15 protein-coding genes are annotated in these 14,663 nt (G+C 41.0%); 9 read left to right on the forward strand and 6 right to left on the reverse strand.

Features of this window, described 5'->3' with window-relative positions:
• Nucleotides 1-125: 125 nt before the first annotated feature.
• Together RMY63_RS28010 and RMY63_RS28015 are read left to right on the forward strand one after the other, a co-directional pair.
• Entirely contained in the window at nucleotides 126-518 is a 393-nt protein-coding gene (locus RMY63_RS28010) for a transposase (protein ID WP_322731830.1), read from the forward strand.
• A complete protein-coding gene (locus RMY63_RS28015) occupies nucleotides 431-1,072 on the forward strand; it encodes an IS630 family transposase (protein WP_322731831.1) in 642 nt (213 codons plus the stop codon). Before RMY63_RS28010 ends, RMY63_RS28015 begins: the two co-directional genes overlap by 88 nt.
• A 71-nt stretch (nucleotides 1,073-1,143) precedes the next feature.
• Here RMY63_RS28015 and RMY63_RS28020 read toward each other — a convergent pair whose 3' ends face one another.
• The 3 genes from RMY63_RS28020 to RMY63_RS28030 all read right to left on the reverse strand — a co-directional run bounded on the left by RMY63_RS28020 (nucleotide 1,144) and on the right by RMY63_RS28030 (nucleotide 5,066).
• Nucleotides 1,144-2,025: an SGNH/GDSL hydrolase family protein gene (locus tag RMY63_RS28020; protein WP_322731832.1), complete on the reverse strand. Its 882-nt coding sequence runs from the start codon at nucleotides 2,023-2,025 to the stop codon at nucleotides 1,144-1,146.
• Between the two features lie 130 nt (nucleotides 2,026-2,155).
• Nucleotides 2,156-3,295 carry a 3-oxoacyl-ACP synthase III family protein gene (locus RMY63_RS28025; RefSeq protein ID WP_322731833.1) on the reverse strand — a complete coding sequence of 380 codons (1,140 nt, stop codon included), beginning with the start codon at nucleotides 3,293-3,295 and terminating at the stop codon, nucleotides 2,156-2,158.
• A 13-nt stretch (nucleotides 3,296-3,308) separates the two neighbouring features.
• Nucleotides 3,309-5,066, reverse strand: a complete 1,758-nt coding sequence (locus tag RMY63_RS28030; protein WP_322731834.1) for a ScyA-related TPP-binding enzyme — start codon at nucleotides 5,064-5,066, stop codon at nucleotides 3,309-3,311.
• Between the two features lie 369 nt (nucleotides 5,067-5,435).
• Between RMY63_RS28030 and RMY63_RS28035 the strand changes: the two genes are divergently transcribed.
• The 3 genes from RMY63_RS28035 to RMY63_RS28045 all read left to right on the forward strand — a co-directional run bounded on the left by RMY63_RS28035 (nucleotide 5,436) and on the right by RMY63_RS28045 (nucleotide 8,173).
• Nucleotides 5,436-6,128 carry a haloacid dehalogenase type II gene (locus RMY63_RS28035; RefSeq protein WP_322731835.1) on the forward strand — a complete coding sequence of 231 codons (693 nt, stop codon included), beginning with the start codon at nucleotides 5,436-5,438 and terminating at the stop codon, nucleotides 6,126-6,128.
• Nucleotides 6,129-6,236: 108 nt separating this feature from the next.
• Entirely contained in the window at nucleotides 6,237-6,638 is a 402-nt protein-coding gene (gene tnpA / locus RMY63_RS28040; RefSeq protein ID WP_322731836.1) for an IS200/IS605 family transposase, read from the forward strand.
• Between the two features lie 665 nt (nucleotides 6,639-7,303).
• Nucleotides 7,304-8,173, forward strand: a complete 870-nt coding sequence (locus RMY63_RS28045) for a DUF5895 domain-containing protein (RefSeq protein ID WP_322731837.1) — start codon at nucleotides 7,304-7,306, stop codon at nucleotides 8,171-8,173.
• Between the two features lie 85 nt (nucleotides 8,174-8,258).
• On the opposite strand, the gene RMY63_RS28050 is transcribed toward RMY63_RS28045, so the two are convergent.
• Nucleotides 8,259-9,518, reverse strand: a complete 1,260-nt coding sequence (locus RMY63_RS28050; RefSeq protein ID WP_322731859.1) for a murein transglycosylase A — start codon at nucleotides 9,516-9,518, stop codon at nucleotides 8,259-8,261.
• Between the two features lie 3 nt (nucleotides 9,519-9,521).
• Nucleotides 9,522-9,776 carry a hypothetical protein gene (locus RMY63_RS28055; protein WP_190728057.1) on the reverse strand — a complete coding sequence of 85 codons (255 nt, stop codon included), beginning with the start codon at nucleotides 9,774-9,776 and terminating at the stop codon, nucleotides 9,522-9,524.
• A gap of 349 nt (nucleotides 9,777-10,125) precedes the next feature.
• Between RMY63_RS28055 and RMY63_RS28060 the strand changes: the two genes are divergently transcribed.
• On the forward strand, nucleotides 10,126-10,449 hold the full coding sequence (locus RMY63_RS28060; RefSeq protein WP_322731838.1) for a DUF4278 domain-containing protein: 324 nt from the start codon (nucleotides 10,126-10,128) through the stop codon (nucleotides 10,447-10,449).
• Nucleotides 10,450-10,614: 165 nt separating this feature from the next.
• A complete protein-coding gene (locus RMY63_RS28065; protein ID WP_322731839.1) occupies nucleotides 10,615-12,003 on the forward strand; it encodes a serine/threonine-protein kinase in 1,389 nt (462 codons plus the stop codon).
• A 48-nt stretch (nucleotides 12,004-12,051) separates the two neighbouring features.
• Here the strand turns inward: RMY63_RS28065 and RMY63_RS28070 are convergent, their stop codons facing one another.
• Nucleotides 12,052-12,960, reverse strand: a complete 909-nt coding sequence (locus RMY63_RS28070) for a Tll0287-like domain-containing protein (RefSeq protein ID WP_322731840.1) — start codon at nucleotides 12,958-12,960, stop codon at nucleotides 12,052-12,054.
• A gap of 181 nt (nucleotides 12,961-13,141) precedes the next feature.
• Between RMY63_RS28070 and RMY63_RS28075 the strand changes: the two genes are divergently transcribed.
• Both RMY63_RS28075 and RMY63_RS28080 read left to right on the forward strand, forming a co-directional pair.
• Nucleotides 13,142-13,996: a phosphate/phosphite/phosphonate ABC transporter substrate-binding protein gene (locus RMY63_RS28075; RefSeq protein ID WP_322731841.1), complete on the forward strand. Its 855-nt coding sequence runs from the start codon at nucleotides 13,142-13,144 to the stop codon at nucleotides 13,994-13,996.
• A gap of 158 nt (nucleotides 13,997-14,154) precedes the next feature.
• Nucleotides 14,155-14,604, forward strand: a complete 450-nt coding sequence (locus tag RMY63_RS28080; RefSeq protein WP_322731842.1) for a hypothetical protein — start codon at nucleotides 14,155-14,157, stop codon at nucleotides 14,602-14,604.
• The last annotated feature ends 59 nt before the right edge of the window (nucleotides 14,605-14,663 follow it).

Here is a 14,663-nt window from a genome sequence, read left to right on the forward strand (position 1 = left end):
TTCAAGCTTTGCTTTTCCTACCCGATCTCAAAGACAAATATTCCTTCTTGTTGAGCTACTTATCACACTTACAGCACTTTCGAGGTAAATGAGGTACACATAGTATTGGTGCATCAAGACTTAAAATGAAAGCATACTCAATCGATTTACGAGAAAAAATAGTAAATACTTACGAAAAGGGTGGTACTTCAATAAGAAAGGTTGCTGTGCAATTTGGTGTAGCAAAAAGCTATGTGCAAAAGCTAATCCAACTTCATAAAGTGCAAGGACATCTAGAACCCAAAAAGCAAGGTGGAGCCATGAAGGGTAGGCTAGATGATTTAGTTAGCGAATTAGCCGAAATGGTTCAAATTTACCCAGACGCAACTTTATTGGAATATTGCGAATATTTTGGAGAAAAATACAACGTTTGGGTGTGTGCAAGTGTGATGTGTTGTGCATTACAAAAACAAAAATTAACGCGAAAAAAAAGACTTTGCGTAGCAGCCCAGGAAAAACAGAAAGAGTCCAAAAACTGAGAATAGAGTATTGGGAGAAAGTGAAGCAAGTAGACCCAGAAGACCTTGTATTTATAGATGAAATGGGTGTTTTACTTGGCTTAACTAGGACTCATCAAAGAAGCGAACGCGGCACTAGAGCGTATAATTTTAAACCATATTACAGAGGGGCAAAAATAAGTGTAATCGGAGGAATTAGCTTAAAGAAAGTTTTAGCCGTGATGACTTTAAACGGCTCAATGGATGGAGATGCATATAAAGTTTTTGTAGAACATTTTTTACTTCCGCAATTATGGATTGGTGCAGTCGTTGTCATGGATAATCTACCTGCTCATAAAGTCGAAGAGATTAAGCCTTTGATTGAAGGAGTGGGAGCAAGTGTTGTTTATCTATCTCCTTATTCTCCTGAATTCAATCCAATTGAACATTGGTGGTCACAATTAAAAGCTTTTCTGAAACAATTTTCTCCCAAGAGTGCATCTGTCGTTGATGGTTTAATTAAAATTGCGCTGAAACTAGTTGATCCAAAGCATCTAAAAAATTGGTTTACTAATTGCTGCTACTGTACCTCATGAACCTCAAATCTGCTGTAATATAAGCTGTAATCAGCTGAATTTAATTATCATAAAAGCCATAATTTAGGTAGCTATCTATGTTTCACGAACCCAACTGTACCTAAAGAAGCAACTGCTATTACCCCTAATACTGTAGAAGGCTCAGGGACAGATGCTGGTTTCAGTACCGAGAATGCTAATTCTGCAATGAACTTATGAGTAGTGGTCGTGGGATGGATTTGATCCCAGAATAAAAACTCATCTGGAGTACAAGCAACTGGTTGCTCAGGAATATTTATCGGCACCACTGATAACTCGCCTATGCAAGAGTCGGTAACATTCGTAAACCCGAATTCTTCTGGAGCGGCAATGATTCTATTGTATAAGGAATCAACATCAAGAAAAATAATGTTGATATCAGAACTTAGCTGCTGGCTCAAAAATTTAAGATTTGCCTTCAACTGGGAATTATGTACACTGCTATAAGTGTTAAGTATGCTGGAAGTTTGATCGCTGCTGCCTGTAACTGGAAAATTACCCAAATTTGGTTGGTTAACCACCATGATATCTTTAGCACCCACAGCAGCAAGCGCTTTCACTGCATCAATTAAATTTGTGACTGTTTGGGTAGGGTTGGGAGAGCCACCAAAAAAGTAATCTAAATAATCATTAGTACCAGCCCACACGATATAGAGAGAGTTTGGATCGGCAAACTGGTTTGTTGATGTAAAGCTGTTGATTTGTTGTTGTAAACCTGGTAGACTTTCTACCCCGATGTTCTCAAATCCCGTAGTTGCACCAGCATAAGCAAAGTTAGTTTTGGGATTAAAATTTATCCTTAGATCGGATGCAAGATATTCGACCCAGATTGAACCATTGGAAAAACGGCCATTAAAGTAAGATGAACTTGGGGGAATAGCTTCTCCTGTAGCATTAAATACGTTACCTGTATCAGAGAAGCTATCACCAAACATAACAATTTCATCATAATTCTTTGCCCAGACTTTCAACGGAAATGCGAAAGATAACAGGAAAAGTCCTGTTGCGAAAATTTTTTTTTGCACTGTTAACTTATAAATAAACTTTCAAACTTGATAGATTATTTTAATCAGAAATTACGCTCATGTTTTCAATATTTTTTACTGCTGAGTCCGATTCTTGGAGGGGTGAAGGGCCTAATGCTACTTTGCCCCAACGGATTACACTTGCAGAGGCAACCCCTGCTGCCCCATAGCCATAGATGAGAACTAAGTCGTTCTCGGAAATCTTGCCCAGTTGTGCAGCATGGTAAAGATTGGTAATAGTGAGAACAGGTCCAATATTTGCATATTGGGGGAATAAATTGAGCGTGCGCTTTGGGTCGATTCCTAGAATGCGCGTGCAGAAGCTAGCAAACCATGCAAAGGGTGTATTAAAAAGAAAAAAGTCGATTTCCTTGTAAGTTACACCAGCAGTAACAGCAGCGCCCATGCAACAAGTATGCACAAGTCCCTCAGCTGTCTGGCTTAATACATTTTTCGCATCTTTGGGAAGCTCTATGCGAATCTTTGGATTGCCTAGCTTTTCCCCCATAACATTTAGGTAAACAAGATCGCCTATGTTACCCGTATGAACCGTCTTAGTGGCGAGTATTCCTTGGTTAGGTTCGAGTAAACCGATAACAAAAGCTCCAGCACCATCGCCAAGAAACCATGAGATGGTATTGTCTTCATCAATAAACCGAGAGTAAGTGCATGAGATCACTACCAATACATTGCGGTACTCTCCTGCACGCACTAGAGCACAGGCTGTTTGCAGCGCCACCGGAGTACTCCCACACGAACCATCAAGATTCCATGCTGCGCCTTGCAGATTCAGTTTCTGAGCAAGGAAAGCAGCATTGCCAAAGCCGATTTGTTCAGGCCAAACTGAGGCAACAATCATGAGATCAACGTCATTAGGAGAAAGCTTTGCTGCGTCGAGAGCATCGTTGGCCGCGCGATACTCTAGGGTTAATGAAGACTCGTTTGGACCGAGTACCCATCGCTCAACAGTTCCACGGAAGGGATCTGAGAGATAGGGCAGCATTTGTTGATCGAACTGGTTACTGGGAGTCGATTCAGAAAGTGAAAACAGCCTTGCCAAGCTTTTTTGCTCAGCCTGAGCCACCAATTCAGGGTATTTTTCTCGGTAGTAATCGTTGGTACGTTTAACGCTTGGGCAGCTAACTGCGATCGCCCGAATACCTACTGGTTGCTCTACCATAACTAATCACCTCTCAGTAATTTGTAGCGCCTTGCGAAATTAGACTGTCGAGACGGCTTCGTATTGGTGCAGGGCAGGTAGGTTCGATGACTACATCAACAACAAACGGATCAGGCGATGCCATAGCTTTCTCTAGCGCCGCTTGAATATCGTACTCGCTTTGAACACGGATACCATCAGCTCCCATCCCCTGAGCAATCTTGACGAAATCAGCTTGGGGAATTGTTGCATCCACGCCGTTGAAGCCCAGATACGTCATTCCCTGTTTGCACATATTGTAGCGACCGTCGTTGAGTACAATCCAGACGGCGGGAATTTGGTATCCTACCGCAGTGTTTACTTCACTGTTCATGAGCATAGCACCATCCCCGACAATAGCAACCGCCTTGCAATTCCGTGCCAAGGCGGCACCCACGACACCAGTCACAAAATGTCCCATAGACCCGAAGCCAGTGCTGATTCGGAAACGACATGGTTTAGCAAATCGCAGCAGGTGAATTGCCCAAACCAACGAGTTACCCACCTCGGCCATGACAACTGCATTGCTCTGTTCGACAATCACCCGTTGAATCATACTCATAAGCACATCTGGTCGCACTTTACCGTCAGCACGCGGATGGATTATATCACGCTTAGATATCGGCAGTGACGGAATTTTTGACGTACCAGGACGCTCAGGAAAGTACTTCAGTACTGCCTTGACAAATACTCTCACATCGGATTGGATGGCGAATGTTTTGACCGATGGATATGCGGTTCCTGGCACTTTTGGGTCAATGTCAACATGCAAAAAGCCCCATCTGGGGATCATCTCCGGGTTCCAAAACGATGTCAGTTCACCAAGACGTGTTCCTAGTACCAGTATGTGCCAAGGACGCTCCTCCTGCATGTACCTCAAAACCGACTCATGCCCACCAAAGCCAGTGACACCTACAAACTGAGGATGGTCTTCCGGAAAGATGCCCTTGCCTCGTGGTGAACACATTACAGCAGCTCCTGTCCTTTCGGCAAGCTGGCGAATCTCTTTTGCAGCAGCCCGTGCCCCGAAGCCTACCCAGATGGCAAACCGTCTCTCAAACAGTAACTGGCCACATTCGGCGATTGTTTCCTCCGTTGCTGTTGCCACACCGTGAGACAGAGTTACTCGTGGCAATGATGTCTTTAGTGAACTTGTCTGGATATTTGTAGGAATACTTATATGAGCTACGAATCCTGCTGGTTGTCCTAGTCCAAGAGTAAGCCTTCGAGAAACCTCTGTGAGTTCATCGCTGGATTCGAGAGTGGTTGCATAATGGAATATTTGCCCGGAAGTAAAAATACCTGCGCTATGCATAGTGTAAGTGCTAGTTTCTTGGCAAGCCCAACGTCCCCGCTGTAGTGTCGAGGTTGAAGCTGACACGAGAATCACTTTAGCCCCCTCCCAACGGGCAGCTAATAGCCCTGTCAAAGCGTTGGTGATTCCCGGCCCTGTAGTAGTGAATACTACAACAGGGCGATCGCTAGCAAAATACGCCTCAATCGCTGCAAAAGCTGCTCCGGCTTCGTGGCGAAAGTGCAGCACCTGAATGGAACTTTGATGTAGTGCAGCCCACACTGGCGCGATCGCGCCTCCCGAAACACCAAAGGCATACTGCACTCCCATCTCTTCCAGGATTGTTACCACTGCCTCTGCCACCGAAAAAATTACAGCTGACTTGCTATCAAATAGCTGTTTATTTGAGTTTAATTGTTCAGTGGTATTCGCTTGTGTATCCTGAAATTTAGCATCCATACAAATTATACTTAGGAAGAATTCCTTATATATAATGAGATAATATTATCCCACACCCGAAGTAAGTCGGCGTAAATATTTGTCGTCTTAATAAGGCAGCAGACAAGATGCAAGAGGGTTTTAGCCTACTTGATCTTTCTTAAGATAGTTTAGTTTTTTTGTGCCTATTTACATTGCTTATCTTTACACAGCGCGATCTTTTATTGTCTACCTACTTAAACTCTGCTTTGATATAAAAGGAATGTTCAGAGACTTTAAAAGCGGCAAATGTGGCGATGCCTGCGGCGGGCTGCGCCAACGCAGATGGGTTCACCTGTCTTTTGGTTTGTGAAAACTGAACACTATTAATCAAGCTCTGGAGTATAAAAAGTGATTAATTTAAATCAGTATAAGGCTTTAACTTTCGATTGTTACGGAACCCTAATTGATTGGGAGAATGGCATCTTAGGGTTGCTAAAGCCACTTCTGCTGGCACACAACACTAATTTGGATGACAAGCAACTTCTCGATATTTTTGCTGAATTTGAAGCAGAACTGGAAAAAGGAGAATATATCAAATATCGAGAAGTTTTGAAAAGAGTAGTCCAGAAATTTGGTGAACGATTTGGCTTTGAGCCAACTGTTGACGAACTAAATTCACTTGCCGATTCGATTCAGCATTGGCTGCCTTTCCCTGATACAATTGAGGCACTCAAAACCCTCAAGCAAAAGTTTAAGCTGGTAATTATCTCAAATGTAGATGACGATCTCTTTGCTTTCTCAGCAAAGCACTTGCAGGTGGAATTTGACCAGATAATCACAGCAGAACAGGCAAAAAGCTACAAACCCTCTTTCAACAACTTCAGACTGGCTATTGAGAGAATTGATTTGCCGCTAGAGCAGATATTACACGTTGCTGCTAGTGTATATCATGATATTGTGACAGCCAAATCTCTGGGATTATCAACAGTCTGGGTAAATCGTCGAGCAGAGCAAGGGATTAGTGCGAACTTACCAGCAGTCAGTCAACCTGATTTAGAAGTGCCTGATTTGAAGACTATCGCTACTTTAAGTTCACAGTAATTTGCTGATTTGAATTTAACCATTTAACTGTTTTGGTACAACTTAAACTTTAATGTCTTCATCTAAACATGATACCATTTAATATGTAGATAATCAATACTCATCTACATGAAAACCGTATACAATCATTACAACCATGCAATAGGACTGGCTACTGTTCATCTGGTATGGCTACCCTGTCGGCGTAGAAGAGTGTTTGCAAATAATCAACCACTAAAACTTAGATGCATTGAAATATTTCAGTCGGTCGCTAATGATAATAAATGGGTTATCAAGGCTTTGGAAATTGCTCCAGATCATATTCACTTGCTGGTGGAATATGACCCGTATCACTCAATATCTCAAATAGTCAAGGCATTCAAAGGTCGTTCCAGTAGATACCTGAGACAGGAATTTCCAGAACTAATGAAGCTTCCCAGTCTGTGGACACACTCATATATGTTTGATACTACTGGAAAAGTTAGTACTCAGAAAGTATTGGAGTACATCAATGACCCGCATCACGGATAAATAAATTTATCCTGTTCGCTTATATCCCCCCACTAAAGTACGAGGGCTTTACCCATCACTCTCGTAAAAATAGAGTTCAATACTCACAAGCCTTGGAAGAATCGCAGCAGTTAGATTTAGATTATCCTTGTATAGTAGACAAACTAAATTTATTGAAGATTAATGATGTGAGCAGACAAATAGTTTGGAGCCAAGAATATATATTAATATGCCTAGATTAAGACTTGATCCTCCCTAACTCTCCTTAAAAAGGAGGGAATTTAGAGCAAGCCTTTTTGAAGGGAAGTTAGCACAGTGACTTTTTAATGGGGAAAAACACGCACGGCACTGGCTCCTATTGGCGGTAGACTGGGACAAACTACTAGGTGTCTACGATAAATTAAGCTTTTTGCTAATTTTTGCCTAACGTCCTGATTGAGTGATTTTATCAGATTTTTGCCCGAAAATAGCAGAAAATTGTAGAGAGATTGAGAGATGCCAAAGTAAAAATCTGTTGTTAAAAAACGAAACAGGGATTGCAACATAGATTGATTCTGTCTTACTCTGGAAAAACTACTACGCTAGTTTAAGTCCCTAAACTTTGGGAACCACAGCACATAACTAGCTCTCCTTTCCTCAGCGTGTCGATAAAATTGTTCAAGAAAACACTTTGATAGCCTAAAACGATGAAAGCATCTGCTAATTTCGACTTTGAAGACGAGAAATTCAATGCACCGCCTTCTCAAGTCATCCCCTGGTGTCAGATGATTAATCCTCGGTATGGCACAGATGGTATACAATCTCACGGTTTGGCGATTAAGCTGGATAATGCCAATGCTGTAGGCTTTGTGCCAGATGATAATTGGCAGCAAGTTGAGCATGAATTTAGCTCTGGAGTCGAAACGGTCTTCATTACTACTACTCCACGCTTGGTTATAGTGCGTCGGGGGCCATTGTCTGTAAAAGACCGCGAAAGTGGTCTAAAACTGGGTACGCTTAAAGAGAATTATGATGCTTTTTTAGCCGACAAACTTAAATTTAAAACCTTTACTCGCTATCTAATTTTTATACTGGGTGAGAATAAAAAGTTTTTACATGAATCACCACTACAACTAACTCTCAATGGTGCAGCCGGAGCGAGTTTCAGCAAAACCTACTGCGAATATCAACAAGGCAAAGTAGTTAGTGGATTCGTTGCTGAACTAGAAAAGGCTTATGCTGTTTACCGCAAGCAACCTTTGACACCAAAAGGGCCTTTGTTCCACGCTCACGGGATTTTTTGTCCAATCATTGAGTGTGAAGAAAGAGGTATTGAACCAAATACAGTTTTGGTAGCTTCAACTGTGGACTATAAACATCCCACTGTAGGGACTTTAACGCAATATTTAATTGCTTCCGATGCTCTTGAGTCTGCAATGATTTGTAAGACTTTTGAAGAATACAAAGATTTTGGCAAGGAACCTGTAAAATCAGAAACCCCTAAATTGGCAATGGCAGGAGTTTCCGACTCTTACGTTTATGCTGATGAAGATGATTTTGCTTATCCGCCGTATTAAGGAAAGTGATGAGTGATGAGTTAGGAGTGATGAGTTTTGAATTAATAACTCCTAACTCCTAACTCCTAACTTCTAACTTCTAACTTTATTCTTTGAGCAGCAAATAATATAATGAGCCATTACCGCCTGTGATACCGGCGCGATCGCCTGCTAGTTTACCAGACCCCATGAAATAATCCACCCGACCCGGCCCTTTGATGGCGCTTCCTGTATCCTGGTCAAGCACAAAGCGGCTGACAGTACGCCTCTGGAGTTTGCCACCATTGGCAGGATAGGGAAATGAGTTGTAAATCAGTGCTAGCGCTCCCGGTGGCATGAGAGACTTATCTGTAGCAATGGAACGTTCTGCTGTTACTGGCACATGAATACTACCAGTAGCTGGTCTACCGCTTGTTTCTTGGAAGAAAATAAATCGTTCCCAGCGGGGCAGATAATTGTTCAACTCCTGGGGCTTTTGTCGGAAATAACTAATCAGACGTGGCATTGTCAATCCCGCTAGTGGAAGTTTGCCATCTTTGGCTAGTTCTTTGCCGATACTAGTCCAGGGGTAATCAGTTCCACCTGCATAGCCAACTGATGTTGTCTTGCCATTAGTTAATTTAATTTGGGCAGAACCTTGGATATGTACCATGTATGCGTCTAGACGATCGCGAAACCAAAGCAGTTCTAAACCGCGTAACTTGCTCTTATTCCCTTGTAAACCATCCTTCCCTTCCAAATCAATTCGTTTTGGATGAGGTTTCGGCCATTGGCTGAAATCAGGTGGTAGCCGATAAAGAGGATACTTATAGATTGCAGTTCTGACACGGCTAGCGGTGTAAACAGGTTCGTAGTAAGCAGTGAACTTAACAGTACCCTTGCCATCGTTGCCCACAGATTGGTAGAAGACAAACTCACGGCGGACAGCAGCTTGTAATTGCGCTGCTGACTTAGAACTGACAACCAGTTGGCGGAAACGTAGCAAACTTCGGCGGACGCGATCGAGAGTAATTTCCTTCATCGGATAATTTTGATATGCTGCGATCGCATCACCCTTTGTTAGGTAAAGCAGACTGTTATCAATGGAAGCCAACAGCGCTTTGCGATCGCCTATTTTACCTCTTTGACCCCAAATTTGCTCATCCCAACCCAAGCAAGTCGGTCGGAGTGTACAATCGCTTCCGATAGTGATTGGTTTTAGCGGCGGCGTTAATTCAGGAGTGATTGGTATTGGTATAGGTGGAAGATCGGGAGTAGTCGGTATTGGTAAGGGCAGTAAGTTAGGAACCTGAGCAACAGCCGACCAGAGAGGATTTACAAGGGCAATTCCTAGACTCAAGGAAAGCAAAGCAAGGGTTTTTCTCATCATTTAGTTGAATCTTTCAACACTGGAACTAAAAATGGGTTCTACCCGGATTGCTACAATCCGAGAAGGTCGTACTACCATATATTCCCCTTGAATATTTTTGATCGGCACGCTAATAAAGTCATTAGAAGCAGATTTTGGCACAAGTTCGCCGCTATACCATTTCTGAAACTCTTGAATAGTAGGAAAACGTACTTCTTCTCGGTGGCCGCTTTCCAGTAAGAGGTATACGGCATATTCATTTGCAGTTCTAGCCATAAAGTTGAATCATTTAAAAAACATTCAACCCATTGTTAACCACGTAACCCCCGAATGAAAAGGGTAAGCATACGGGAGGTTGCCAGCAGGGGAGCAGGGGAGCAGGGGAGCAGAGGAGAAGTTGTAGTAAGTCTTTCCCCTCTGCCCCTCTGCCCCTTTGCACCTCTGCCTCTTGTACCCAATGCCCAATGCCCAATGCCCAATGCCCAATGACTCTTCACTCTAGACGCCTAATCCTTTAAGCAGTTCCTTAAAAAGTGTAAATTTACTTAGCGCTTGCATAACTATCTAATCAATCTCTGATAAATCATTGGCATTGTTGAAAAATAGTTATTCAGGAAGCAAAATTATGAAACTTTACTATCGTGGTCTGAGCTACGAATACGGCTCAAGCAAAGTTGGCAGTAAAAAAACAGAACAGCCGTTTCAACCAGTTCCTCAAGTTGGGCCAGCTTATAATTTGATGTACCGTGGCGTTAACTATCATATTGATCCAAATTTCAAATCGGCGGAAGCTCCTCTAGCACCAGTAGCCTATAAATTGAGCTTTCGGGGAATCACCTATTTTGTAAATAAAACTCAATTAGGAGAAGTTAGCGTAGTCTCTCAACCAACAACTTCAAAACTTGAGGCAGTGGCGAATTCTGAGGAATTATTAAAGCTTCAACAATAATATGCCTGCAAGCCGATCTGGAGTCTAGTTAGTCATAAACTTGTAATACAATCCTCAAAAAACCTTGCTTGAAGTTTTGGCATTACCTACTTTCTTTCTCAATAAACCTTACCAAAGCTGGTAGTTGTGCCAAGATTAATTTGAGGACTTAAGGCTTGTGACACAATGTTAGGACAATTATTAGACGGACGTTACCAAGTCCTTCAGACATTAGGTGGAGGTGGATTTGGTCAAACTTATATAGCCCAAGATACACATCGGCCAGGTTTCCCGAAATGCGTTGTCAAACACCTTAAGCCCGTCACTCGTAGCCCTGAATTTCTTGAAACTGCTAGACGGCTATTTACTAGTGAGGCAGAAACACTAGAACAACTGGGCTACCATGACCAGATTCCTCGGCTTTTAGCCTATTTTGAAGACAACCAAGAGTTTTTCTTGGTGCAAGAATTCATTGAAGGGCATACTCTAAAAGCGGAACTGTTTCCCAATCAACCTTGGACACAAGATCAAGTAATTCAACTTCTCCAACAGGTGTTAGGTATTCTGCAATTTATTCATAGCCACAACGTTATCCATCGAGATATCAAACCGGACAATATAATCAGGCGGCAACAAGACGGTAAGTTTGTGCTGATTGACTTTGGCGCAGTCAAACAAGTCCAAACTCAACTGCTTACAATTTCAGGACACACGGGAGCTACTATTATCATTGGTACTCCCGGATATATGTCTACAGAACAGGGGCAAGGTAAGCCCCGCCCCAACAGTGATATTTATTCCTTGGGCATTATTGGTATACAATCGCTGACAGGGTTACATCCGATAAACTTTCAGGAAGACCCAGATACAGGAGAAATTTCTTGGCAGCATCAAGCTAACGTCAGTTCTGAGTTGGCATCTGTGCTATCTAAGATGGTGCTACATCACTTTAAACAGCGCTATCAGTCTGCGGCTGAAGTTTTACAGGTGCTTAAGGATCTCGATACTAAAGTAGAACCGCAATCACTTCAACTACCATATTTTACACAACCGCCTCAAGCTTCGCTTTCTCAACAAAACTCAATTGGGTATCCACCTGCTTTTATTCTGTCTGGGGAAAATTACAACCGCTTAGAAACAATTCTTTTAGAATTTGTCGGCCCCATCGCCTCAAGATTACTACGACAAGTTGCGGCATCAGCATCCAATTTTGAAGAATTAATTAGTCAATTAGCCCTTCATCTTCGAGAAAATCAACAAATTGATTTCAAGAAGAAAACAATCTTTCTACTAGAGAAACCTACTCTACTACAAGAACTTCCTGTTAAATCCGACCAATCTGGTATTAACTCAAATAATTTACTAAACCAAGAGTCTAAAGTCATCAGTGACAAATTTCTGGAAGAGTGCGAACGTGAGTTGGCTCATTTAATTGGCCCAATAGCTAAGTTTCTAGTTCAAAAAGCTATGAAATCTTCTGGACAAATCTCTCGCGCAGAATTTGTGAAAATTTTAGCATTACAAATTCCCGAACCTCAAAAAGCTTTGCAATTTGAGCAACGCTTACTTTCTTGATTTTTTCAAAATTGCGTTTTTATCTCTGTGAATTACGGATTGTTAGCCTTAATTATTCAGCATTTCCAAAGCTATTTTCAAGCTAGCTTTCATTCGATTAAATGCTTCTGCTAACCCACCAATTTCATCATGAGAACTTTCTTCAAAATCAGCGCTCATATCACCAATACTAACTTGTTGAGCTATTTTCTCTATTCTTCTGATGCGCTGAATCACATATTTTGTAATTAAGAAGTTAATTACAAAAACTATGAGCGCAAAAATTGCAATTAAAAGTCCCATTATCAATATCCAAGTCCGTTTGGCATTGGCAAAAATATCTTGAGAAGGAACAGAGATTATTTGAGCAGAAACAATCTGATTGAGTTGCCAGCCAAAACCATTTTCCGAGCCATAATTTAGCAACTGACTTTTAGGAGCCTGATCTGGTGTAGAATGGCATCGCAAACATTTCGCTTGTGTAATTTTTAGTGGTTGTGCAATGTAAAATACTTCGCCTTCTGACAATTGACGAAAGCCTGTAATTTCTAGAGTATTAGGTTCGTTGCGAAAACGCTCCACAAGTTGAGTTTCAAAATTATCAGCTTTATCCGCTAAATTGGTTGGATTAAGTGTTGCATCCTTATGAAAAAAGTTTTGGAATTCAGGCTTTTTACGAAAATTTTCAAAAACCTCTTTAGAGGAAAAAGTTGGTACTACTTCAGGCATGAATGTTGGGTTAGTATCTAATCTAGGTTCTAATAGGGGATCTATACGATTTTGTGTATAATCTCTAACTGCATTCACCATTTGGATGAGAATCTGTGCTTGAGAACTTACTTCATTTTGCGCTCTCCCTTGAAGTACACTGGATAAGGCAAAGCCACTTCCCAAAATACTGATGATAAAAACTAATATTAAAAGCAAGTTAAATTTAGCACCTATTTTTAAGTTTTTTAACGTAATGTTGTTTAACATAACCTAAGTAACAAAGGTGGCCTGTGAGTTTGTCTAATATTTATTTATACCTGTTAGAAAGCATCTCAACAATATTTAAATAAATATTAATTTTTTACTGCAATATAACCTCTTTAGGCAGCAGTCAAATTTATCTAAATTAGTCCTGAAAGCCAAATTATTTCCTTAACCATAATTAGTGATGTTTGTGCGATTTCCCCGTCGTTTATTTCTGTTTCATCTGCTAGGTTTTACATTTGCTGCCTGCAAACCACAAGATGGGGTTGAGGGCACGTTAACTATTGGTGCGATCAATTATGGTGGAGGCGAACAGATAATTAATCAATATGCTAAATTTAATAGTTACTTAGGTGAAAAAACAAACTCATATATTCAGCTAGAGCCTGTTTTTAATGAAAATAGAGCGGTTGAGCGCCTTAATGCTCGTGCTTGGTCATTGGTATTTGCTCCACCGGGTTTAGCGGCTATTGCGATCGCACGCTACCAATATGTTCCTCTATTTCCTTTAATAGGTATTAGTAATTTACGTTCAATCTTCGTTGTTCGCAAAGATAATCCGATAACTGACTTGAAACAGCTACAAGGCAAAACTGTGGCTTTAGGACAGTTGGGTTCAGCAACAGGATATTATTTTCCTCTTTACAATCTTTATGGTACAACACTGGCACAGATACTGTTTGCACCCACACCCAAAGCAGCACTGGAATTAGTCGCTCAAGGAAAAGCGATCGCCTGTGCCGTCTCTGAGGCGGAATTAAGTCTCTACAGCTCACAGTTGGCGCCAACCGAATTCCGCATACTATTTAAAGACCCTCATTATGTACCATTAGGTGTGGTCTTGATTGGCCCGAATGTAGAACGTAACCGTCAAGAGTTTATCCGCAAAGTGATGAGTGATTCGCCTTCAGGTTTAGCTCAAGAAGTGGGGTATGTACCCAATGGACAAGTACCAGATTACAAATACATGATTTCTGTGGTCGATCGGGTAAGCTCAATTAGTTCCAAGTTACAAAGTAAACCTGTTCGTTTATTCTAATTAAAGCAATAACAATACTTTCAGTCTTTGTTCTCTGTGACATCTCCTACACTCGTCCTTCGGGCTGAGTGTAGGCTTCCAAGACAATCCGGCTGGAATTCGAGGAGTTTAAAAATATTTCTCTTAAAGGTTCCCAGAGCGCTAGTAAGAGAGAAGCTTTGACATCTCATAAACTAGAATATTTAATTGATGGATTAAAAGCTACCTTTAGTATAGAAAACTACTTAGGAGGAGTCTATTATTTAACTCCAGATGAAATATTCCATGAAAATGATATTTACATAATACAAGAGTCAAAAAACACTTCCAAAGAATCTTTGCCAAAGCTGCCTGATATCCAAGATGGTTTATTCAAGTTAATATTATTTTCTAATCTAGATTCGTTAAATATTAATGGACAACCAGTATCCTTTATAACAAAGTTAAAGTTGACTGGTAAAAACGTGATAGGCTCTATTGTGTTTCCAGAGGCATCAGCAACGGAGCTAGAATCTTTTTTGACTACTAATGTGAAAATTTTTAACAATAACCAAAAGGAAATAATTAGACAACTTGCTGTAGAGGCTGAAGATAATCAAAAGCTTAAAATAGAAGTAACAAGTAACTAATACAAATATGATTTAAAGTAGATAATTGTTTGATTATTTAAACTTATAAACCTACCTGA

The sequence above is a fragment of the Nostoc sp. ChiQUE01b genome (genome assembly GCF_034531255.1).
GTDB lineage: Bacteria > Cyanobacteriota > Cyanobacteriia > Cyanobacteriales > Nostocaceae > Nostoc.

What these genes read in the sequence shown, in the direction of transcription:
- tnpA (WP_322731836.1), top strand. Translation starts at nt 6,237, where the DNA reads ATGAAAACCGTATACAATCATTACAACCATGCAATAGGACTGGCTACT.
- RMY63_RS28070 (WP_322731840.1), bottom strand. Translation starts at nt 12,960, where the DNA reads ATGTTAAACAACATTACGTTAAAAAACTTAAAAATAGGTGCTAAATTT.
- RMY63_RS28050 (WP_322731859.1), bottom strand. Translation starts at nt 9,518, where the DNA reads ATGAGAAAAACCCTTGCTTTGCTTTCCTTGAGTCTAGGAATTGCCCTT.
- RMY63_RS28025 (WP_322731833.1), bottom strand. Translation starts at nt 3,295, where the DNA reads ATGGTAGAGCAACCAGTAGGTATTCGGGCGATCGCAGTTAGCTGCCCA.
- RMY63_RS28065 (WP_322731839.1), top strand. Translation starts at nt 10,615, where the DNA reads ATGTTAGGACAATTATTAGACGGACGTTACCAAGTCCTTCAGACATTA.
- RMY63_RS28075 (WP_322731841.1), top strand. Translation starts at nt 13,142, where the DNA reads ATGTTTGTGCGATTTCCCCGTCGTTTATTTCTGTTTCATCTGCTAGGT.
- RMY63_RS28055 (WP_190728057.1), bottom strand. Translation starts at nt 9,776, where the DNA reads ATGGCTAGAACTGCAAATGAATATGCCGTATACCTCTTACTGGAAAGC.
- RMY63_RS28060 (WP_322731838.1), top strand. Translation starts at nt 10,126, where the DNA reads ATGAAACTTTACTATCGTGGTCTGAGCTACGAATACGGCTCAAGCAAA.
- RMY63_RS28010 (WP_322731830.1), top strand. Translation starts at nt 126, where the DNA reads ATGAAAGCATACTCAATCGATTTACGAGAAAAAATAGTAAATACTTAC.
- RMY63_RS28045 (WP_322731837.1), top strand. Translation starts at nt 7,304, where the DNA reads ATGAAAGCATCTGCTAATTTCGACTTTGAAGACGAGAAATTCAATGCA.
- RMY63_RS28020 (WP_322731832.1), bottom strand. Translation starts at nt 2,025, where the DNA reads ATGTTTGGTGATAGCTTCTCTGATACAGGTAACGTATTTAATGCTACA.
- RMY63_RS28030 (WP_322731834.1), bottom strand. Translation starts at nt 5,066, where the DNA reads ATGGATGCTAAATTTCAGGATACACAAGCGAATACCACTGAACAATTA.